This is a genomic window from Pseudomonadota bacterium (assembly GCA_013285465.1).
In the GTDB taxonomy this organism is placed as follows: domain Bacteria; phylum Pseudomonadota; class Alphaproteobacteria; order Micavibrionales; family CSBR16-224; genus CSBR16-224.
Genome location: CP053449.1, coordinates 1,200,431 through 1,219,742 on the forward strand (window position 1 = coordinate 1,200,431; position 19,312 = coordinate 1,219,742).

Below are 19,312 nucleotides of genomic sequence, written 5' to 3' on the forward strand. Positions count from 1 at the left end.
AAAAGCTTGAAGAAATAAACGAAAGGCAGCCAAGGATGGGGCAAATCATGCAAAAGAACACGGAAAACGGCAGCGCAACAGTACGGATGGAAAGCGACTCGATGGGAGAGATCGCCGTTCCCGCAGACAAATACTGGGGCGCACAGACGCAGCGCTCGCGCGAGAATTTCGAAATCGGCGGCGAAACCATGCCCGCGCCGCTCATCCGCGCCCTCGGCATTCAGAAAAAAGCTGCCGCCCTGACCAATATGGAACTCGGAGAGCTGGAAAAAAATATCGGCGAGGCAATCGTCAAAGCCGCCGATGAAGTGATTTCGGGCGGATTGAACGACCATTTCCCGCTGGTTGTCTGGCAGACAGGCTCAGGCACGCAAACCAATATGAATGCCAATGAAGTCATCGCCAACCGCGCCATTGAAATGCTGGGCGGCAAAATCGGCAGTAAAACCCCCGTCCATCCGAATGACCATTGCAACCGCGGCCAGTCCTCCAATGATACATTTCCCGCCGTGATGCATATTGCTGCTGTGGAGGAAATCAACAACAATATGCTGCCCGCACTGGCGCATCTGCACAAAGTGCTGGACGGCAAGGCAACGGCCTTTAAAGACATCATCAAAATCGGCCGCACCCATTTGCAGGATGCCACGCCTGTGACACTGGGGCAGGAATTTTCCGGCTATGCCGCGCAAATCGCCTATGGTATCGAACGCGTCAAAACAACACTGCCGCGCCTGTCTGAACTGGCGCAGGGCGGTACGGCCGTTGGTACAGGACTGAACTGTAAAATCGGCTTTGCCGAGCTGTTTGCCAAAAAAGTCTCCGAGATCACAGGGCTTTCCTTTGTCACGGCGGAAAACAAATTCGAGGCGCTTGCCGCGCATGATGCGGTGGTCGAGGCGTCGGGCGCGCTGAATACGCTGGCTTGTTCGCTGATGAAAATTGCCAATGACATCCGTCTGCTCGGCTCCGGTCCGCGTTCGGGTATCGGTGAAATTCTGCTGCCGGAAAACGAGCCCGGCTCCTCCATCATGCCGGGCAAGGTCAATCCGACGCAATGCGAGGCGCTGACGATGGTCGCCGCGCAGGTGATGGGCAACAACACCACAATCACCATTGCGGGCTCAAACGGTCATTTCGAGCTGAATGTCTTTAAGCCGGTGATGATCTATAATTTGCTGCAATCCATCCGCCTGCTGGCAGATTCCGCGCACAGCTTTGCCGATAAATGCGTTGTCGGGATTGAGGCCAATCAGAAACGGATTACCGAACTGATGCAGCAAAGCCTGATGCTGGTCACGGCGCTGAACCCGCATATCGGCTATGATAATGCGGCAAAAATCGCCAAAAAGGCGCATCAGGAGGGAACAACCTTGAAAGAGGCGGCGCTGGCGCTTGACCTGCTGACAGCGGAACAATTCGATGAATATGTCCGCCCTGAAGATATGGTTGCACCGCGTAAATAATACTGGATGGGAAAATGACGGGAAACAAAATCTCGCCCTGCAAAGTCGTAAAACGCTCCGTCGCCGTGGCGGGGCATCCGACCAGCGTCACGATGGAATTCGCCTTTTGGGAAATCCTCGACCAAATCGCCGCGCGGGATGATATGTCCGTCAGCGCCCTGATTACCGCCGTTGACGACGCCAATAAAGGCAAATGCACCCTGTCGGCGGCCTTGCGCGTTTATATCCTCAAACGCGTCACGCGGTAGGCGGCGCGATATGAAGTGAGGAAACCGCATGAGTAATTTGGCTGAAAAAGAGGGCGTGTGGTTTGTCTATGACGGTGAATGCCCGATGTGCACATCGGCGGCGCATGCCTTGCGGATCAAAAAGGATTACGGTGCTCTTCATTTGATCAATGCCCGCGAAGCCGCCAATGACCCGCTTGTCAAAGAGATCAATCAACAGGGTTTTTATCACGGGAAAGATGCCCTCAAATTCATGGCGCGCTATGGTGACGCGGGCAATGTATTTACGGCTGTTTGGCCACTTCATTCCCGTTCCGCTGACCATGCTGATGGGGAAAGGCTATGCGGAAGAGATTGCTGTGGATGATGAAAGATTTGATATGATTGTAAATATCACGCATCCGTGGTGGGGGAAGATCTATGAATATAAAGGCCGTTTTAAAATTGTGGAGCAGGCTGAAAACTGAGCAGGGGGCGGCGCGGTTTATTGACACGGTTGATTTAACTATGGGATGATTTTAACAATTGCCTGTTATAATAATGGGAAAAGACGATGGGGAATGGAAAATGAGTACTGTAGCAGCACCGGCGCCGTCCGGCTGGTTGAAAAGCCGCTGGTTTGATGTCAATTTTATCGGCCTGATTGCTGCGGTGGCGATTATTGTCGGTGTCACGGCCTATCTTTTTCCGCAAAGCGCGGAACCTATTTTCTTCATGAATGTCTGGTTCTTAGGCTATCACCATGTGATTGCGACCTATACGCGGCTGGTCTTTGACAAGAGCAGCGCCAAAGAATATATCCATCTTCTGACGACGATACCGGCGATTGTACTGATTTTTACCGCGGGGCTGGGCTTTACGGTCGGTGTGGCGGCGCTTATAACGGTGTTCTTCCACTGGCAATGGTTTCACTATACGCGGCAAAGCTGGGGAATAGCCTGCGCCTATCGCAGGCAGGCGGCCAAACAGCCGATGCATCACCCTAAAATTGCGGAAATCGTGTTTTGGAGCGTTCCGATCTTTGGCTTGATCCACCGTTCATGGCAGGGCTGGGATGCTTATTGGTCGGTGCCGATGATGATGCTTCCGGTCGGCGATATCGTCTATTACGCGTTCATGGCTTATGCCGGTGCGGCGATATGTTATTGGATATGGTCGATGGTGCATGACCTCAAACATAAGCAATTTGCCAAATTTTATCATGCCTATCTGGCATCGCATTTTGCGATTTTCTTCATCAGCTATTATGTGATTCCGGATTTAAGCATGGGCTGGCTGGTGGTAAATATCTGGCATAACGCACAATATATCGCCTTTGTCTGGCTGTATAACCAGCGCAAATTCAAAGACGGTGTGGATCCAAAGGCCAAGTTTTTGTCAACGATCAGTCAGCCGCAAAATGTCTGGCTGTATTTTACGGTCTGCATGGTGATTACGACCCTGATTTACGGAACCTTCAAGCTGATTACGGTGCGGCTGGCACCGGGGACGGAAGTTCTCGCGATGCTGATACTGTATCAGACGATCAATTATCACCATTATATCGCGGATTCCATGATCTGGAAGACGCGCAAGAAAAAGGCAGTCGCATCAGGCAAGGCCGCGCGCCCCTATAATATAGATTAGGAATAAAAAAGCGTATGGCAGGTTTTGGCGACTATTTTTCCATACGGCGTTCTGAAAAGGCGATTGCGCCGCTGGACGGGCTGCGGGCATTTGCCGTCATTCTGGTCGTGTTCCGTCACGCGACGCTGCCGTTTATGCCGCAAGAAGGTGCGCTTCTGCCCGTTGGCGGCTGGGATGCGGCTTTTCCGATGATGAATGGCTGGATCGGTGTTGATCTTTTCTTTATCCTCAGCGGCTTTCTGATTAGCTATCATATTTGCAACCGCTATCTGGAAAAAAACACGTCCATGCATTGGCGTGATTATATCTTCCGCCGTTTGCTCAGAATTCTGCCGGCCTATTATACCGTGCTGTTTTTGGTGGTGTTGGGCGTATTTCCCGGATATGTGCCGCCTGCGGGGGACATCACTGCGGGTAATGTTATAAAACACCTCTTTCTGCTGCAGGATTATACCGGCTCCAATCTGCTGGTGGTGTTCTGGAGTCTGGGAGTAGAGGAAAAATTCTATTTCCTGTGCCCGTTTTTTCTGATGGCGCTGCTGAAAACTGACAAGGTGCGCATTCATTATACGGTCATGGCGCTGATGATTGCGCTGCTGCCGCTGATACGCTGGGTGACCGTGCTGATGCATCCTGAAATCAACGATTATCCCGGTTTTTTTACGATGTTGCGCAGCCCGTTTCATGTAACGCTGGACGGTCTGCTGGTCGGTATCCTGTGCGCACTCGTTTATCGCAATAAGCCGCATCTGGAGGCTTTGCGCAAAACATCTGCGCCGGAATGTCTGTTCTGGGGCGGGTTTCTGGGGATTGCCGCTTTTCTGGTATCCGACGACCATTTGCGGCAAATCGGCTTTTTTGACAAAGTCTTCATGGAAAGCTATCTGGCGCTGTGTTTCGGCAGTATCGTTATGGCCTGCCTGCTGGGCGTGCGCGCCTGTAAGCTGCTGTCCGCCCGCATATTGTTTTATATCGGCACGCTGTCCTACAGCCTGTATCTGCTGCATTTTGCACTGCTGCCTTTGGCGGTGAAAGCGACGGCGGTGGTGTTGGCGGGCTATGGCATTAACTGGCTGACCGTACCGGCGGTCGGTCTTCCCGTGCTCCTGCTGATATTCTGGGTGATCTCGCTGAGTGCAACGCTGGCATTGTATTACGGCGTTGAAAAACCGTTCCTGCTGTTGCGTGATGTGAAGAAAAGCAAAAAAGCCTAGGTTTACGGAGTATGGCGCACGTCGTTACTGCGGCGGTTTCGGGCGGAAAGGGTTGATATCGATTTTAATCTCCGGCTTATCGGCCTTTTTCACAACAGGTGCGGCGGCTTTTTCATCCGTCGCTTTTTTCGCGTCTTCCGCGCCGCTGTCGCGTTTGAAATATTTGTCTTCCGCCTTTTTGCGGTTCGCGCCGAATTGCTCCATCAGTGACATGATGGCCAGCGTGTCGCGATATTCGGATTGTTTCTTGAAAATCATCCGGTCGGTAAACAGCTTGTCGTAAAAGCCGTTGGCGGCTTTTTGCGGGTCTGCGCCATGCTCCAGCAATACATGCACGATGTCCTTGTTGCGATAGTCGCGGCGCTCTTTCTCGTTATATTGCGTGGCGTGTTTGATGCCCTGCTGCAGCAATTCGTCATTCTCGATATCGCCTTTTTTCAGGATGTTATGTACCGTCCAGGGGCGGTTCAGCTTGCAGGCCTCGAAAAAGATGTCTTTCAGCCGTTGCTTGTCGCCTTTTTTGATGGCGGCATCAGCCGTTTTTTTGAAGCGGCGTTTTTCGCCCCAGCGCGGCTTCACATTGCGGGAGAAATATTTGCCCTGGTCATAGCTGTCGGCACAACGGTTTTGCAGGCAGAAATCCTCCAGCATTTTCGGAACCAGATCATCCCTGAATTTCCAGCTGCGAAAGGTACGCATATGTTCTTCGGGGTCAGCGCCGCAGGCCAGCAGGTTCTTGATTGTAAATGTCCGTTCCTGACGAACGGCATGATATAGCGGCTCATTATTCCGTACACGCGGGTCGGCACCGTATTCCAGCAATGTGTCGACAATATCGGCATAGCCGAAAAAGGCGGCTTGCCGTAGCGGCAGGTCATCTTCGCCATGAATGTCGAAATCCTGATTATCCAGCACACGTTTGACGCCGCGCAGATCGTATTTGGTAAGGGCGCCGGTGAACTCCCGCATCAGTTTTTCCTGCGTTGTCGGTGCCGGCGGCTTTTCATCCGTGCAGGCCACGTGATGTGCGGCGGTTCTCAGCGCATTGTAAACATCTTTCTTGCCTTGCTGCAGCAGGAAGGCGGGCGGGTTTTTCAGCAGATCGGCTTTCAGTTTCGGGCAATCGGCACCGGCAATCAGGTCAAGCGGGGTTTTGCCGTTTTTGTCTTTGGCAAAGGCATCGGCATGCCATTGCAGCAATTCGCGTACCACGGCGGGGTCGTCCTGCAATACGGCTTCATGCAGGGCGGTGCGCCCGTGATCATCGGGGATGCTCATCATAACATCAAGGCGTTTGCCGAGCAGGCGGACAATATTCAGTTTTTCCTCTTTCGGAGCATAGCGCACGGCAAATAAGAGCGGCGTTTCACCGCCGGCATTTCTGATATTGGGGCTTAAATTGTCATGGCTGTCCAAAAGATGCGTGATATAGGAGGTATTGCCCTTAATCATGTCATAGAAAATGGCGCGTTCAGGCGTTGCCCGCCCGGGCTCGGGCTGTGGCGGAACATATCCGTACATATCCATGTAATGGCTGTAAACCATAAGACCTTCCCACGTAAAATTATAACGGGTTATGGTAGGAAATCTTTCTGAAAATAACAAGAGAAATTCCTGCTTGGCCTGAAAAGGCAGCCCGTGCTATAAACGCGGACGAAAAGAATAGAACAAAATAAAAAGGATATATCCATGCCGAAAATGACCTTTATCGAAAAAGACGGGAACCATTTGGAAGTGGACGCGCCGCTGGGTCTATCCGTTATGGAGATTTCCCACAAACACGGTGTGGATATCGAAGGTGCCTGCGGCGGCTGCCTTGCTTGCGCCACCTGCCATGTTAGTGTCAGCCCCGACTGGTTCGAAAAGCTCGAAGAGATTGAAGAGGATGAGGAAGATATGCTGGATCTTGCCTTTGATCTGACCAAAACCTCGCGCCTTGGCTGCCAGATTATTATGTCGGACGAGCTGGACGGCTTGGTCGTTGCGCTCCCCGAAGCACCGCGTGAGTGGTAGTCTTGCCCCGACATTTCTTTTCTCCGGGATTTTCCTGCGCCTGATTAAGACTATCTTAAATATTCCATAATATTATGAGATAGATTTAAATTCTTGATCAGGGGATGATATGACAGAAATCCGTGAAAGCTTTTCAAAACGTATGGGCGAAATGATCGCCGATGTCATGGGCGTTGATGCCATTCAGGAAATGTATGAAAAAGGCAATCTGACGGAAGAGCAAAAGAAAAAGCCAAGCGGCTTTCTGGCGCTTGATCTCGGTATTGTGACGGCAGGGGCGAAAAACGCGCTGCTGATCGCACAGGCGGCGGAACGGACATTGCAGACGATCGAGCGCGTCGAAACGGCGCTTGATAAAGCACCGGAATTGGCGGCCTCCATCCAGCAGGATATCGAAACCGTACAAACACAGAATTCCTGGGTCGGCACTGTTTCCCGTTTTGTGACAAGACAGCCAAAACCGGAGATCGCCGATAAAATCAAAACATGGAACGACTATAATATGCATTTGAAAGAGCGCTTTGACGGCGAATGCGGGTTTCTGCCATGTGATGATAAAGAATTCGCACATCTTGGCCTGTCCAGCATGTCGGAGCCGCATTTCTCGCTTGTCGAGATTATAGCTCCGGGGGCTGAAGCGCCCGAGCAGAAAAAGAAAGAGGCGATGAAGCCCGAAGATGTCGATACCGTAAAACTGGCACAAACCGTTAATTATCTGGCGCGGCAAGAGGAAGTTATGACCAAAAACTCCGTCTTCTGGAGCTTTAGTCACAGATTAAGCGAGTTCGGCGGTAAAGAAGGAAAAGAAGTTGCCGCCCATCACCGGCCGCGGCATGACGGTCTCAAAGAAATCGCCAATCATTTGTATCATGTGGCTGCGGATATGCTGGAGAAAGAAGGTTATCCCGATGTTGCCAAACAAATCCGTAATGACGAGACGATACAAAATGCGGCGGGCAATATGCTGGGCAAAACGCGTGATGAGAAATTTGAATCCTATGCGGGATCGCCGGCGAATATCATCAATTCCGCCTATGAAGAATATAAGGCGAATGATGATCAGATTACGAATTACGCCGGTTGGGGCACGTCGCGCGGTTATAACGCCACGCAAATGACGGAATTGCTTAATCTGTCCACGATCATGGAGGCGATGCCCGGTATTTTGCAAGGGGCAGGCTGTATTACGGAGAAGGAAGCCGCCAATATGTCGGCGAATACGCAAAGCGCGCTTCCCAATAAAGAGCATATTCAGTCCCGTATTAACGAGTTTTCCCGTGATCCGTGGAATAATGATGACGGCGCAAAGCCGAAACCCGGCCAAAACCGTGTCGTGCGTGTCGAGGTCTAATGGACTGCCGGCACATCGTTTTCTACGGCACGTTACAGCTGGAATGCGATAAATTCCGCGAATTGGAGCTGGACCGGCATCTGGTCTTTGTCTCTGACTGTTTCTTTCGCGGTGATCTCTTTGATATTGAAGATATGCGCACAGGTCATAACTATCCCGCAATGGTTGACGGGGCAGGGACGGTCAAGGGGCAGTTGTTCCATATCCGCGAACCGTCCTTTCTTCATGCCGCCGATCTTTATGAAGGCATCCGCCCGGGTGATGCGCCCGCGCAATCGGATTACCGCCGCGAAATTCTGCGCCTGACCCGGCCGGAGATTGATGCCTGGGTTTATATCTATAATCAAAGCGTTGCCGATTGCCTGAAAATAGACGGCGGTGATTGGCTGACCCATATCGCAGAGAAAAACTGCGGAACCCGCAAACAGGGCTAACCGCATCTGTGCAAAAACTTGCATTCGCAGCTGTCTTCTGTTTATATATTCCCGCAAATCAAATCGGGAATGGAAATATGTCACAGCGTAAACACCGCTTTATCACGGGTCTTTTAACAGCCGCTTTTCTGGCTGTTGCGCCGCCTGCTTTTGCACAGGATGCCGCCGTTCTGGAACAAGACAGCACCGCCGCCGTCAGTATTGTGCAGGTTGATACGGTCAAGCCCGCCCTTGATATTGACGCGATGCGGGAATGGCGGCAGGATTTCCACAAAAACCCCGAAACCGCCTATGAAGAAACCCGCACGGCGGAAAAAGTCGCAACATTGCTGAAAGAATGGGGGATCGAAACCCATACCGGCATCGGCGGCACAGGCGTTGTCGGTATTTTGAAAAGCGCCGATGCGGATGAGAACAGCCCGTCAATTTGCCTGCGCGCGGATATGGATGCGCTGGCCATTACCGAGGCCAATACCGATCTTCCCTACATCTCGCAAAATGACGGCAAGGCGCATGCCTGCGGCCATGACGGTCATACGGCAATGCTGCTGGGCGCGGCAAAATATCTTGCCGAAACCAAGGATTTCACGGGAACCGTCTATTTTGTCTTCCAGCCTGCCGAAGAAGGCGGCGCAGGTGCGCAAGCCATGATTGATGACGGCTTGTTTGATCTGGTGAAATGCGACGGTATTTACGGGCTGCATATCTGGCCGTCACTTCCGGCTGGGCAGGTGGCCGTTGCGGAAGGCTTCATCACCGCCAATAGTGACCGCTTCACCGTCAAAATCACAGGCAAGGGCGGTCATGCCGCCTATCCCGCGCATAATATTGATATTGTCGCGATGGCCGCTGATCTGATTGCGGAACTGCATAAATATAAAAAAGATGAAATCGCCGGAGATGAGGGCGCCGTACTGGCCGTCACCAAAATCCACGGCGGCGAGGCATTGAACGCCATGCCCGAAACGCTTGAACTTGGCGGTACGGTGCGAACCTTTACCGATGAAGATCAGGACAAATTGGAAGCTGCCATCAAGGACATTTCCGAAAAGCTGGCAAAGGAGTACGGCGCTACGGTTGAGGTCGCTTATAACCGCGGCTATCCGGCGGTGCATAACAGCCCTGAGGAAACCGCCGCAGTGCGCGATGTGCTGAAAGCGCAGCTGGGCGAAGAAAATGTCAAGGAATTCACCCGTACGATGGGTGCGGAAGATTTCGCCTATTACACCGAACAGCTGGATGGTGCCTTTATCGCGCTGGGGCAGTGGGACGGCGAAAGCAACAAGATGCAGCTGCACAGCCCGCATTTCAATTTCAATGATGATGTGCTGGAAACCGGTGCGAAATACTGGACAGGTCTGGTCGAGGCACAATTGCCCGTTATCACTCCCGCCGTTGCGCCACCTGTGAAGCCGAAACCGGCTTCAACGCCTTAACGTCCTTGCGCGTAAAGCCCGGGAACAAACCCGCCATAGCTGTTGCTGTAAACCCGGCCATTGGCATCTTTATCGCCATCTCGCGGCTTTGCGTTTTCAGCTTTTTCTTTATTTGCCAGTTCATTAATATGCTGTCTTAAAGTTTTTTCTTTACTCATTGTGATTGCCCTTTATTTTACCGTTTTAAATGTTTGTTTTTCAAATAGCGGCGGAAATTTTGACATTGGCGGCTTTTGCGCTCCGCATGACTTTCCAGCCCGCAAAACAGTTCCGGATGTTTGCGGCTTTCCGCAAGATCGGCGGCGGTCTGTCCACGCTTGTCTTTATCATCGGTACGCGCACCGGCATTTATCAATGTTTCAATCCCGTCGCGAAATCCCCACAAGGCGCACCACATCAGCGCCGTACGCCCGTCTTCAGTATCTTTGGCATGGATATTCGCGCCTTTTTTGATGAGCAGGTCCATTGCATCCCTGTCATCGGCATAAGCCGCGAACATCAACGGCGTCCAGCCGTCATCATCATTGGGTAGGGCGGGGTCGGCGCCGTTTTCCAGCAGGTATCGTACGCATTCCGTATGACCGCTACGCGCGGCCAGCGACAATGCTGTCCAGCCGTAATCGTCTTTACCGTTGATATCCAGCCCGCCATCCGCTATAAGCTGCTGTAAAGCGGCAAGCGCACCGTCTTCCGCATGGAAGAACAGCTTATATTGCGGCGTGTCATAGGGCGGTATAATCATTTCTTTTTTAATCCGTTATTATGGAATAAAAACGATAACCGACTTGCTGCACCTTGTCTATGAAAAATTCTTGCCTTTTAAAGATAAAAAGGTTATGGTAACTGCGATGAAAAACAGTTTAGGATTTGATAAAAGCCCGGCGGAAACGCGTGTGGTTGTCGCAATGTCGGGAGGTGTGGATTCCTCCGTTACGGCAGCGTTGTTGCACGAGCAAGGCTATGACGTCGTCGGCGTGACATTGCAACTCTATGATCACGGCGAGGTTTTGAAGAAAAAGAACGCCTGCTGCGCCGGTATTGACATCTATGATGCGCGCCGCGTCTCCGAAGCCTGCGGCTTTGATCATTACGTCCTGAACTACGAAAACAAATTCCGCCAAAGCGTCGTGGACGACTTTGCCGACAGCTATTTGCGCGGTGAAACGCCGATTCCTTGCGTGCGTTGTAACCAGACCGTCAAATTCCGTGATTTGTTGGCAACGGCACGTGATCTGAATGCCGATTGTATGGCAACGGGGCATTATATCCGCCGCGTGGTCAATGCGGACGGGCAGGCGGAGTTGCATGCGGCCGATGACGGCGGCAAAGATCAAAGCTATTTTCTGTTTGCGACCACGCAAGACCAGCTTGATTTCCTGCGCTTTCCTTTGGGGGAGCTGACAAAGGATGAAACCCGCGCCCATGCCGAACGTCTCGGTTTGATCGTGGCGGACAAACCCGACAGTCAGGATATCTGCTTTGTACCCGACGGCAATTATGCCGAAATCGTCACCAAGCTGCGCCCCGAGGCCGTAAAGCCCGGAAAAATCGTTCATATTGACGGGCGCGTACTGGGAGATCATCAGGGGATTGTCAATTACACGATTGGCCAGCGCCGCGGTATCGGTATCGGCGGCGGCGTGATCGAAGATAATGCTCCTGTTTACGTGGTGGCACTGAATGCGGAAAAAAATGAAGTGATTGTAGGCCCCTATGCCGCGCTGGCGCGGGATGTCGTCGCGATCAGAGAGACCAACTGGCTGATTGATACGGCAGGTCTGGAAAACGGTATGGATATCCATGTGAAATTACGCTCGGCGCAAGAGCCGGCATCTGCGCGGCTTTACAAAGACGCGGAGGGGCATTATTTTGTCGTGCTTGATCAGCCGCAATTCGGTATTGCGGCGGGACAGGCATGTGTTTGTTATGACGGCTCCCGCGTGCTTGGCGGCGGCTGGATTTCCGGTGCAAGCCGTAAAGAAGAGGCCGCGGCGGCCTGAAACAGAAATGCAATGTAAGTAAGCGGGCAGTTGAATGGCGGGAAGCGCATTAATCAAAGCCGTAAAGGAAAATGACTTTCAGCAGGTCTATAATCTGCTGGAAAGCGGTGCCGATGTGCATGAAAAGGATGAAACCTATTCCACCGCTCTGCATTATGCCGTCGATTACAAATGCAATAATCTGAATATCATCAAATTATTGATTCAGCAGGGCGCGGATGTGCATGCCATTAATAAAATCGGCACGCCGCTGGATATCGCCGTGCGTTACCCGAAAGGCATTCATGCGGTGCAGGTGCTGTTGGCGGCGGATGCCAATCCGAATTTTATCGCCAAGCCCGGCCAATATGAACGTCAGACACCGCTGCATTATGCTGCGGTCTACGGTACATCGGAAATCATCAAATTGCTGGTGAAAAAAGGTGCCAACCCGAATGTGCTGGATGGTGCAGGCAATGCACCGCTGCATTGGGCGGTATCGCGCTATGAAGTTGTGGAAACGCTGCTGTCCTGCGGCGCTTATCCCGCAATTGCCGGTCCCTCAGGTATGACGCCGTTGCATGTATTGGTGACGATGGGGGATGAGGCAGAAAATGTCGCCACGGCGGAATTGCTTATTAAAAAAGGCGCACAGGTCAATGCAACGGATAAGATTTTAAAGCAGACTCCGTTCCACCTCGCCGCAAAGGACGGTTGCTACCGCATGTGCCGCTGTCTGTTGCAACACGGTGCACAGCCGCTGCTGAAAGATGCCTATGGCAAACTTCCCGGTCAATTGGTACCGGAACAGGATCGTCCGTTATTCGACAGTTTCGCATCGGGGCATTTTGATACATTGATTAAAGAGCCGGCGGTGAATAAGCCGTCTTTTCATCTGACCAGCTGTTTCGTCCGCTAATCTCCGTTATCTGATGTGGTCTTCCGCCGCGCGGATCAGCCGGTCGACAATCCCCAATTCCATTGAAGAATGCCCCGCCGTGTCAATTGCGTAAAGCTTAGACTTGGGATAATTGATATGCAGCTCCCAGGCCGTTTCAAACGGGCAGATAATGTCATAGCGCCCGTGCACAATCGTGCAGGGAATGTGATGGATTTTCGGCAGATCCTGTAAAATCACATCATCGGGGGTAAAGCGGTTATTGCGGAAGTAATGCGCTTCAATGCGGGAAATCGCAAGATCCTGCTCCGGCTTTTCTTCCGCTGCAGGGTCGGGTTTTTTGCTGCGCAAGCGGCTGAAACCGGTTTCAAAATTGCTCCATTGCTTTCCTGCGGGCAGGTGTATGGCAGGGTCGGGATCGGTCAGACGCTTGTAATAACTCTCCAGAATGTCGCCGCGCTCTTCTTCGGGGAGGAAATTGACAAAAGCATGATGGACATCGGGGAAAATCTTTTTCATACCGTCCAGAAACCAGTCCAGCTCTTTTTGCCGCATCATGAAAATGCCGCGCAAGATCAAACTTAAACAGGCTTCGGGATGTGTCTGGGCATAGCGCAAGGCCAGCGTACTGCCCCATGATCCGCCCCAGACATGCCAGGTTTCGATTCCCAGCATATTACGCAGGGTTTCGATATCGGCGACAAGATGTTCGGTCGTATTGTCATGCAGTTCGGCAATCGGCGTGGATTTTCCTGCGCCGCGCTGGTCAAACAGAATAATACGGCAGGTCAGCGGATTAAAAAAACGCCGCATATCGGGGTTACAGCCGCCGCCCGGCCCGCCATGCAGGCAGATGACGGGAATGCCCGCAGGGTTGCCCGATTGCTCCCAATACAGCATATGCACATCATCCACAGGCATCATGCCTGTCTCATAAGGCTCGATGGCGGGAAACAAAGGACGGAAATTATCTACGGGCGTAACAGTGTTCATGGAAATCAGAATAATGTTATTCTATGATCATGGAAAGAGCAGGAAGAAGAAAAATATGAAACCTCTGATCGGCATCACATTGGACTGGCAAAAAGACGGCAGTTTTTCAAAACGCCCGCATTATGCCCTGCGCACACATTATTTTGATGCCGTGGCGGCAGCGGGCGGGCTGGGCTTTGGCATTCCCTATCAAAAAGACATGATTGCGGATTATGTGGCGCGCTGTGACGGCTTTCTCTCCCCTGGCGGCGAATGCGCATCGCCTGCGGAATGGTATGTGGCGGAAGAACAAAAAGACGGGCAGGGCGGCAGTCCTTATGATGTGTCGCCGCGTGTGGCGTTCGAGCTGGCTTTGACGCGCGCTTTTCTGGATGCGGGCAAACCCGTTCTGGGCATTTGTCAGGGGATGCAGCAGCTGGGCGGCATGCATGGCTGTAAAATGACAGGGGATGTTCACAGCTATTTGAAGACGGACATCAATCATGCTCCCGGCATCACACCGCCGGAGAATTACGCCTATGATGTCACAATTGAAAAGGGCAGCCGCTTATGCGGGATCGTCGGCACGGAAACACTGCCTGTGAATACCGCCCATCGCGAGGCATTGGTCACGGCAGGACCGGGCGTGCGTATCAGCGCCCGCTCCGCAGATGGCTGCATTCAGGCGATCGAGCTTGAAAATCACGCTTTCGCCATCGGCATCCAATGGCACCCCGAATATTTCATTAATGCGGAAACCCGCGGCCATCAAAAGATTTTCGAGGCTCTCGTCGCCGCAGCAGGGAAATAGATTTTATCTCTTCAGATAATTGCGGAAGGCGGTTTGGCGGTTGCGTTTGGCGGCTTGCTGTGCTGCCCGTTTTTCGCGGCCGCGTTTGATGCGGGCTTCATCCAGCAGCTGGGTCGCCTGTCCGCCCGCACGTTTGGCAAGGCTATCGGCGCTTTGCTCCTGATCATTCACAAAATCAATATCCGCCCCGGCATCCAGCAGCACCTTGACGCTGGCGATATCTTTTTTATAGATGGCGCACATCAGCGGCGTCCATTGCATCTCGTTGTCGGCATCGTCAAGTTTTGCGCCGCATTCCGCCAGCATCTGCACCGCGGCGCTTTGCCCGCTTAACACGGCACGCATCAGCGGTGTTTCCCGATCATTATTCTTCATCTCAATATCGGCATGGGCATCAAGCAGCATTTTTATGATGCGCAGATGTCCGTAATTGGCGGCATCATGCAGCGCGGCCCAGCCGCTGACACTTTGCATGTTCACATCGGCTTTTTGCGCAATCAGCCATTGCACAACCTCTTCATTGCCGTCGGCTGTGGCAAAAATCAATGCTGTGCGCCCGTGCTGGTCGGTGGTGTTGACGGTGATTTTCTCGCGGCGCATCAGGTCGCGCAGCTTGTCCCAACTGCCCGTTGATGCGGTATCGAAATAGGAATGGTCTTTATCAAGTTCCATGAAATACTTTATATCCGGCTTTCTGCTGGTGAAACAATTTCAATAATATGGCAAATAACGGCAGGAATGTCAATCAAGAACGCGAATCTGTGCGGGATGGGTAACGGTGATAAAAGGGCCGTTCAATTTAAACAGCCAGCCGCGCACTTCGATGTCCTTGTCGCGCCAGTCTTGCGGCGACAAGCCCGCCTTGCGGAACAGCGGCAGATTTGCGCGGCGAATGCCGATAGAAAAATCCGTGCGCCAGTCGGACGCAAAATTAAGATACAGGAATTCACTTTTCAGGGCGGTTTTCGTCACGGTACCGCGCACAATCTGGAATTGGTTTTTCTGTTGCAGCAATAAATCCGTCTCTGCGGCACTTTTGATGCGCCACTCATCTGATGCCCATAAACCCTTTTCGGCTTGACGGGCGGTTTCTTCCAGATCAGACCAGTTTTGATTCGGCGCGGGGGAGGGCAGAACAACAGCAAACCCTGTGGCCAACAAGGCTTCCGGCGTGTTATCTGCCAGCTTATTCGCTTGCTCCCGAAAGGCGGGCGGCGTCCAGATATCCGCAGCATATGCCGCAGAAATGCCGGAAAACCAGCAAAAAGCGCAAAATAAAAAGAATCGGTACGGATAAGCCAAGAGAATCACATGTTTCATGCCGCAAAACTTTACGACTGGTTAAAAGCCTCTGTCATAACAGGTCGAACAATTTATAGAATCTTAACCGCAGCTTGTCTACATTACATAATATTGTAATATTATGTCTTTTTAGGGGGCGGTAGGCAAATTTTTCCTAGTGTCAAAAGCTTGTTAAGAAACTCATGGCATCATGGGAGTATAGAAAAAAAGGGCGAACAGAAGTTTCGCAAATAATAAAAGACTTTAAACTTAAACTGAGGGCAAAAAGAGAGAGAAGATGGTCGATAACACAAAAAATGAAGACGACATCAATCGCAAACCGAAGCTGCAGAATTTCCGCCACAAAACGGAATATATGCGACAGGGCGGAGGCAATGGCGGGCTCCGCCACCGCGAAACGCTGGAATGGCATCTCAGCCAGGACGTTTGCGACTATTTCGATGACGAATGTCTGGACATTGGTGTTGAAGATCTGACCGCCGTGCTGAAAGACAGCCGGACGGGGCAGGCGTTTCTGGAGGATGACAAACAGAAAAATCTGGTCATCAATTTTGACCGCCAGATCTCGATTTCACAATACTATCCCGATATGAACATGATCACATTAAACCCGAATCATCCGAAAATGGTTCTGGTCGTTAATCTGATCCGCGAGCTGCGCCGCAGCTGGCAACATATGCGCGGAAAACTGGTAAATCCTTTGAGTTTTCAGCCGGATGAGGCGGTTTTGTTAAACCGCGCCCAACAGGCGGATGCGACGATGATTTATGTCCGTATCGCATGGGAGTTGAAACTGAACGGCAAGAACGAGCTGTGGGATCATCTGCTGGCGACGTCCAATTCCGATATTGCCCGCAGTTTTGAAATGCGCGCACGGTCCGATTTCCGCTCGCTGAACAACGGTGACGCCGCCCGCACGGCCTATGATATGTGGTTTGCGGATGAGCGCATGAAATTCCACGATAAACGCATTATTCACCAGATGCTGCTGGACGATAAAGGCACGGATCATTACGAAGACGGTGTCAGCACCATGTCGGGCCAGATGCTCTACGGCGTTGCCGATATGCCGCATGGCCGCAACTATCTGTCGCTGCCGGGGCATAAGCCGCCGACGGATCGCGACTATGTCACGGTGGAAGACCGGTCCAATGCCAATTTCCTCTGGTTCATCAAATTCGAGCGCAGTTTCCAAATGCGCGAGAGAGAGATGATGCAAAAAAAAGCTGCGGCGCAAACGAATATCGTTGACATTCGTAGCTGGAAAAAGAACTATGCAGAACAATAGATTGAATCAGATTCTTAAGGTAAAGGTTTAATTCAAAAATGGGTGTGTACGATTATCGCGAGCAGCTGCTGACGACGGGGCAGGCGGATATCAATCTGCTTCTTCTCAAGGACCTTCTCAAACTCTCCGGCGGCGATTCCAATATTTTGACGATTCCGCAATCGCTTCATTATTTGCGTCAGGCGCTGGATATGCTTGGGCGCAGTCCGACGGCGAAGAAAATTCTTCTGCAATGCGCCAAGGCGCGGCTGTTGATCAATCCCGATACGCTGCTGTCAACGGGCGAAACGCTGTTTCATCCCGATGACAATGTTCTGGATGTGCCCGCTCTGCAAGGTGTGCGCGGCGCAGAGCGGCATAAGCTGATGCTGGCGGAAATGACGGTTGCGCTGATTGCAGGATTGCGCGAAGCGTCCCATTATCACCGCGGGCAGGCCTTTCACCCCGAGCTTTGCGTCCCCGATTACCTGCATCTTGCGCGCAGCGCCGATGCGGATCGCGTGGCTTTTGTTGTTCTGGTCTGTGATGAGCTCCGCGAAGCGGGCAATCCGCTGCCTTGGCGTCACCTTCTGGCGGGCGAGACGGGCGATATTGCCGAAGTTTTTGAAGAAACCATGCTGCGGCATGACAATACCGAAATCGCATTGCGCGCCGCATACCGGCACTGGTTTGATTCCGGTGACCGCGAGGCCGCATCCGAGCACAAAGCGCTTGAAAATCTCGACCGGCTTCTGATGCATCTGCGCAGCAGCGGCGCGATGAGCGACTGGATCGGTCAGGCCGATCTGGCGGCGCCGACATGGGTGCGGCTGGGCGAACTGCCTGGGGGCGGCAATTATCTTGACCGCCGCCGCAATGCGCTGATGCGTCACGGCTATCGCGCACAGCCCTCCGACCTGTTCAACAGGGCGCATTTCAAGCAGATTATGCGCGAGCTTTTCGCATAGATTTCCGTTAGAAATTTTTTGACAGCATTGCCTGCCCGTGCTATTTGAATAAGACATAATCCTTTTTCAAATAAACCTTAAGGGAAAAGCGCATGGCACGGTATCGCGGCTACGACAAGCAACACATCATTGAATCGCTGCAAAATGCGGAAAATTTTCTGCGCAGCCTGTCCATCGGCCCGGCAACGGAAGAAATGCTGGATGAATGGCTGAAGGAAGAGCCGTATAAGGACATCAGCGCGGCGCAGATCGACAAAGATCTGGTCGAAGCCATGCAAACCAGCGATGCCACCACGGTTTTCCTGCGCTCCCATGAAATTTTCCGCGCCCATGCCCTGACCGATACGGCAGGCAAAGGCCGCAATGTTTACGAAGATTTGATGTGCTGGGGCGCCTTTGCCGGTATGGTCACGCATGAGCTGCGCCCGTCGGATACCGAAGAATATAACCATCTGATCGAATTTTACGGCGATTATATTCAGGCCAAAATTGATCCTGATACCGCTTTGTCAAAACAGGCGCTTGATGCCAGCAAGTTTTTGCAGAAAGTCGAAAAAGATTACGGCACAAAAACCGTCGGTCAGGCGATGGAGGTGCTGAAAGACGGTTTTGCCAAAAAGGAATTCCGCGATCATCAGATGAAAGAGGCACTGGCCGCAATCTCCGGTCTGGAAGCCAATTTCAAAGACGAATTAAAGGCACAATCACCATTTCAGGCTTACGGCATTGTTGTGGATTATGACGGCAATAATTTTCAGGAAATTCAGCGCCGCGCCAATGAATATCCTGCCCAAACTCTATGAAGTGCTGGAAAAATACCACGATATGGACGAGGTCGATCTCGGTCATGTCATGCTCGGCTCCGTCACCAAGGATCAAAGCAAAAACGGCGTGCTGTTTTTTGCCACCGAGCGCACCGCACAGGCCGTCATGCGCGCCTTGCCGGACCAACAGCTGGTCGATTATAACGGCGATCCGGTCCGTTTCGCCCCGCCGCGCCCGAAAATCAGCCGCCTGACCCGCCCGAAAACCCCGTAATTTACGCCGACAATAATTTGACATAATTAAAATTTTGCGGTATAAATAAGGCTGTGTTTTGATTATTTAAACGGAGCGGTTAACAATGGCGGACAGCAAAAGCATTCTTCAAGATCTTTTCAAAGATATGGGGCAGGCCATGATCGACGGTCAGCGCATCGCGCAACGTGCCGAGCAGGAATTTATCGAACATGCCCGCGGGAATAAAGCGACGGAAGAAAAATGGGAAGATGGCGCGGTCTCCGAAGAGAAAATAAAGGCCGGCAAGACATCTGCCAAAGCTTCAAAAGGCACATCTCAAAAACGATAA

24 protein-coding genes are annotated in these 19,312 nt (G+C 52.1%); 17 read left to right on the top strand and 7 right to left on the bottom strand.

Features of this window, described 5'->3' with window-relative positions:
- Positions 1–47 precede the first annotated feature (47 nt).
- Both fumC and HND56_05840 read left to right on the top strand, forming a co-directional pair.
- Positions 48–1,466 (top strand): class II fumarate hydratase, encoded by a 1,419-nt coding sequence (gene fumC / locus HND56_05835; protein QKK05234.1) that lies wholly within the window; start codon positions 48–50, stop codon positions 1,464–1,466.
- Positions 1,467–1,480: 14 nt separating this feature from the next.
- Positions 1,481–1,714, top strand: a complete 234-nt coding sequence (locus tag HND56_05840; protein QKK05235.1) for a ribbon-helix-helix domain-containing protein — start codon at positions 1,481–1,483, stop codon at positions 1,712–1,714.
- On the opposite strand, the gene HND56_05845 is transcribed toward HND56_05840, so the two are convergent.
- Positions 1,704–1,925, bottom strand: coding sequence for a hypothetical protein (locus HND56_05845; GenBank protein ID QKK05236.1), 222 nt, complete (start codon positions 1,923–1,925; stop codon positions 1,704–1,706). The two genes, HND56_05840 and HND56_05845, sit on opposite strands and share 11 nt — an antisense overlap.
- A gap of 7 nt (positions 1,926–1,932) precedes the next feature.
- Between HND56_05845 and HND56_05850 the strand changes: the two genes are divergently transcribed.
- The 3 genes from HND56_05850 to HND56_05860 all read left to right on the top strand — a co-directional run bounded on the left by HND56_05850 (position 1,933) and on the right by HND56_05860 (position 4,533).
- On the top strand, positions 1,933–2,160 hold the full coding sequence (locus tag HND56_05850; GenBank protein ID QKK05237.1) for a DUF4166 domain-containing protein: 228 nt from the start codon (positions 1,933–1,935) through the stop codon (positions 2,158–2,160).
- Between the two features lie 100 nt (positions 2,161–2,260).
- Positions 2,261–3,319: a hypothetical protein gene (locus HND56_05855; protein ID QKK05238.1), complete on the top strand. Its 1,059-nt coding sequence runs from the start codon at positions 2,261–2,263 to the stop codon at positions 3,317–3,319.
- Between the two features lie 14 nt (positions 3,320–3,333).
- Complete coding sequence (locus tag HND56_05860) at positions 3,334–4,533, top strand: acyltransferase (GenBank protein QKK05239.1); 1,200 nt, start codon at positions 3,334–3,336, stop codon at positions 4,531–4,533.
- Positions 4,534–4,557: 24 nt separating this feature from the next.
- Here the strand turns inward: HND56_05860 and HND56_05865 are convergent, their stop codons facing one another.
- Positions 4,558–6,078, bottom strand: coding sequence for an ankyrin repeat domain-containing protein (locus HND56_05865; GenBank protein ID QKK05240.1), 1,521 nt, complete (start codon positions 6,076–6,078; stop codon positions 4,558–4,560).
- A 144-nt stretch (positions 6,079–6,222) separates the two neighbouring features.
- On the opposite strand from HND56_05865, the gene HND56_05870 reads away from it, so the two are divergent.
- The 4 genes from HND56_05870 to HND56_05885 all read left to right on the top strand — a co-directional run bounded on the left by HND56_05870 (position 6,223) and on the right by HND56_05885 (position 9,767).
- Positions 6,223–6,546 (top strand): 2Fe-2S iron-sulfur cluster binding domain-containing protein, encoded by a 324-nt coding sequence (locus HND56_05870; protein QKK05241.1) that lies wholly within the window; start codon positions 6,223–6,225, stop codon positions 6,544–6,546.
- Positions 6,547–6,655: 109 nt separating this feature from the next.
- A complete protein-coding gene (locus tag HND56_05875) occupies positions 6,656–7,897 on the top strand; it encodes a hypothetical protein (GenBank protein ID QKK05242.1) in 1,242 nt (413 codons plus the stop codon).
- Positions 7,897–8,331 (top strand): gamma-glutamylcyclotransferase, encoded by a 435-nt coding sequence (locus tag HND56_05880; GenBank protein QKK05243.1) that lies wholly within the window; start codon positions 7,897–7,899, stop codon positions 8,329–8,331. The genes HND56_05875 and HND56_05880 overlap by 1 nt, the downstream gene beginning before the upstream one ends.
- Positions 8,332–8,576: 245 nt before the next feature.
- A complete protein-coding gene (locus HND56_05885) occupies positions 8,577–9,767 on the top strand; it encodes an amidohydrolase (GenBank protein ID QKK06574.1) in 1,191 nt (396 codons plus the stop codon).
- On the opposite strand, the gene HND56_05890 is transcribed toward HND56_05885, so the two are convergent.
- On the bottom strand, positions 9,764–9,925 hold the full coding sequence (locus HND56_05890) for a hypothetical protein (GenBank protein ID QKK05244.1): 162 nt from the start codon (positions 9,923–9,925) through the stop codon (positions 9,764–9,766). The two genes, HND56_05885 and HND56_05890, sit on opposite strands and share 4 nt — an antisense overlap.
- Positions 9,926–9,942: 17 nt before the next feature.
- Positions 9,943–10,509: an ankyrin repeat domain-containing protein gene (locus HND56_05895; GenBank protein QKK05245.1), complete on the bottom strand. Its 567-nt coding sequence runs from the start codon at positions 10,507–10,509 to the stop codon at positions 9,943–9,945.
- A gap of 106 nt (positions 10,510–10,615) precedes the next feature.
- On the opposite strand from HND56_05895, the gene mnmA reads away from it, so the two are divergent.
- Positions 10,616–11,767 carry a tRNA 2-thiouridine(34) synthase MnmA gene (gene mnmA / locus HND56_05900; GenBank protein QKK05246.1) on the top strand — a complete coding sequence of 384 codons (1,152 nt, stop codon included), beginning with the start codon at positions 10,616–10,618 and terminating at the stop codon, positions 11,765–11,767.
- 34 nt (positions 11,768–11,801) lie between these two features.
- Entirely contained in the window at positions 11,802–12,665 is an 864-nt protein-coding gene (locus HND56_05905) for a hypothetical protein (protein QKK05247.1), read from the top strand.
- A gap of 6 nt (positions 12,666–12,671) precedes the next feature.
- Here HND56_05905 and pip read toward each other — a convergent pair whose 3' ends face one another.
- Positions 12,672–13,637, bottom strand: coding sequence for a prolyl aminopeptidase (gene pip / locus HND56_05910; protein ID QKK05248.1), 966 nt, complete (start codon positions 13,635–13,637; stop codon positions 12,672–12,674).
- Positions 13,638–13,692: 55 nt separating this feature from the next.
- Between pip and HND56_05915 the strand changes: the two genes are divergently transcribed.
- On the top strand, positions 13,693–14,427 hold the full coding sequence (locus HND56_05915) for a gamma-glutamyl-gamma-aminobutyrate hydrolase family protein (protein ID QKK05249.1): 735 nt from the start codon (positions 13,693–13,695) through the stop codon (positions 14,425–14,427).
- A gap of 3 nt (positions 14,428–14,430) precedes the next feature.
- Here the strand turns inward: HND56_05915 and HND56_05920 are convergent, their stop codons facing one another.
- Positions 14,431–15,099, bottom strand: a complete 669-nt coding sequence (locus HND56_05920; GenBank protein ID QKK05250.1) for a hypothetical protein — start codon at positions 15,097–15,099, stop codon at positions 14,431–14,433.
- Positions 15,100–15,168: 69 nt separating this feature from the next.
- Positions 15,169–15,747 carry a hypothetical protein gene (locus HND56_05925; protein ID QKK05251.1) on the bottom strand — a complete coding sequence of 193 codons (579 nt, stop codon included), beginning with the start codon at positions 15,745–15,747 and terminating at the stop codon, positions 15,169–15,171.
- A gap of 259 nt (positions 15,748–16,006) precedes the next feature.
- Between HND56_05925 and HND56_05930 the strand changes: the two genes are divergently transcribed.
- The 5 genes from HND56_05930 to HND56_05950 all read left to right on the top strand — a co-directional run bounded on the left by HND56_05930 (position 16,007) and on the right by HND56_05950 (position 19,312).
- Entirely contained in the window at positions 16,007–17,017 is a 1,011-nt protein-coding gene (locus HND56_05930) for a hypothetical protein (protein ID QKK05252.1), read from the top strand.
- A gap of 38 nt (positions 17,018–17,055) precedes the next feature.
- Entirely contained in the window at positions 17,056–17,964 is a 909-nt protein-coding gene (locus HND56_05935) for a hypothetical protein (protein QKK05253.1), read from the top strand.
- A gap of 92 nt (positions 17,965–18,056) precedes the next feature.
- A complete protein-coding gene (locus tag HND56_05940; protein ID QKK05254.1) occupies positions 18,057–18,767 on the top strand; it encodes a hypothetical protein in 711 nt (236 codons plus the stop codon).
- Complete coding sequence (locus HND56_05945) at positions 18,742–19,002, top strand: hypothetical protein (GenBank protein QKK05255.1); 261 nt, start codon at positions 18,742–18,744, stop codon at positions 19,000–19,002. Before HND56_05940 ends, HND56_05945 begins: the two co-directional genes overlap by 26 nt.
- Positions 19,003–19,087: 85 nt before the next feature.
- The gene (locus HND56_05950) at positions 19,088–19,312 is read left to right on the top strand and encodes a hypothetical protein (protein QKK05256.1); all 225 of its coding nucleotides are present in this window, start codon (positions 19,088–19,090) and stop codon (positions 19,310–19,312) included.

Bases quoted from the DNA above. Each gene is read 5' to 3' on its own strand.
- HND56_05880 (QKK05243.1), top strand. From the start codon at position 7,897: ATGGACTGCCGGCACATCGTTTTCTACGGCACGTTACAGCTGGAATGC.
- HND56_05865 (QKK05240.1), bottom strand. From the start codon at position 6,078: ATGGTTTACAGCCATTACATGGATATGTACGGATATGTTCCGCCACAG.
- HND56_05885 (QKK06574.1), top strand. From the start codon at position 8,577: ATGCGGGAATGGCGGCAGGATTTCCACAAAAACCCCGAAACCGCCTAT.
- HND56_05935 (QKK05253.1), top strand. From the start codon at position 17,056: ATGGGTGTGTACGATTATCGCGAGCAGCTGCTGACGACGGGGCAGGCG.
- HND56_05950 (QKK05256.1), top strand. From the start codon at position 19,088: ATGGCGGACAGCAAAAGCATTCTTCAAGATCTTTTCAAAGATATGGGG.
- fumC (QKK05234.1), top strand. From the start codon at position 48: ATGCAAAAGAACACGGAAAACGGCAGCGCAACAGTACGGATGGAAAGC.
- pip (QKK05248.1), bottom strand. From the start codon at position 13,637: ATGAACACTGTTACGCCCGTAGATAATTTCCGTCCTTTGTTTCCCGCC.
- mnmA (QKK05246.1), top strand. From the start codon at position 10,616: ATGAAAAACAGTTTAGGATTTGATAAAAGCCCGGCGGAAACGCGTGTG.
- HND56_05915 (QKK05249.1), top strand. From the start codon at position 13,693: ATGAAACCTCTGATCGGCATCACATTGGACTGGCAAAAAGACGGCAGT.
- HND56_05875 (QKK05242.1), top strand. From the start codon at position 6,656: ATGACAGAAATCCGTGAAAGCTTTTCAAAACGTATGGGCGAAATGATC.
- HND56_05855 (QKK05238.1), top strand. From the start codon at position 2,261: ATGAGTACTGTAGCAGCACCGGCGCCGTCCGGCTGGTTGAAAAGCCGC.
- HND56_05940 (QKK05254.1), top strand. From the start codon at position 18,057: ATGGCACGGTATCGCGGCTACGACAAGCAACACATCATTGAATCGCTG.
- HND56_05920 (QKK05250.1), bottom strand. From the start codon at position 15,099: ATGGAACTTGATAAAGACCATTCCTATTTCGATACCGCATCAACGGGC.
- HND56_05925 (QKK05251.1), bottom strand. From the start codon at position 15,747: ATGAAACATGTGATTCTCTTGGCTTATCCGTACCGATTCTTTTTATTT.
- HND56_05945 (QKK05255.1), top strand. From the start codon at position 18,742: ATGAATATCCTGCCCAAACTCTATGAAGTGCTGGAAAAATACCACGAT.
- HND56_05860 (QKK05239.1), top strand. From the start codon at position 3,334: ATGGCAGGTTTTGGCGACTATTTTTCCATACGGCGTTCTGAAAAGGCG.
- HND56_05850 (QKK05237.1), top strand. From the start codon at position 1,933: ATGCCCTCAAATTCATGGCGCGCTATGGTGACGCGGGCAATGTATTTA.
- HND56_05890 (QKK05244.1), bottom strand. From the start codon at position 9,925: ATGAGTAAAGAAAAAACTTTAAGACAGCATATTAATGAACTGGCAAAT.
- HND56_05870 (QKK05241.1), top strand. From the start codon at position 6,223: ATGCCGAAAATGACCTTTATCGAAAAAGACGGGAACCATTTGGAAGTG.
- HND56_05905 (QKK05247.1), top strand. From the start codon at position 11,802: ATGGCGGGAAGCGCATTAATCAAAGCCGTAAAGGAAAATGACTTTCAG.
- HND56_05930 (QKK05252.1), top strand. From the start codon at position 16,007: ATGGTCGATAACACAAAAAATGAAGACGACATCAATCGCAAACCGAAG.
- HND56_05840 (QKK05235.1), top strand. From the start codon at position 1,481: ATGACGGGAAACAAAATCTCGCCCTGCAAAGTCGTAAAACGCTCCGTC.
- HND56_05895 (QKK05245.1), bottom strand. From the start codon at position 10,509: ATGATTATACCGCCCTATGACACGCCGCAATATAAGCTGTTCTTCCAT.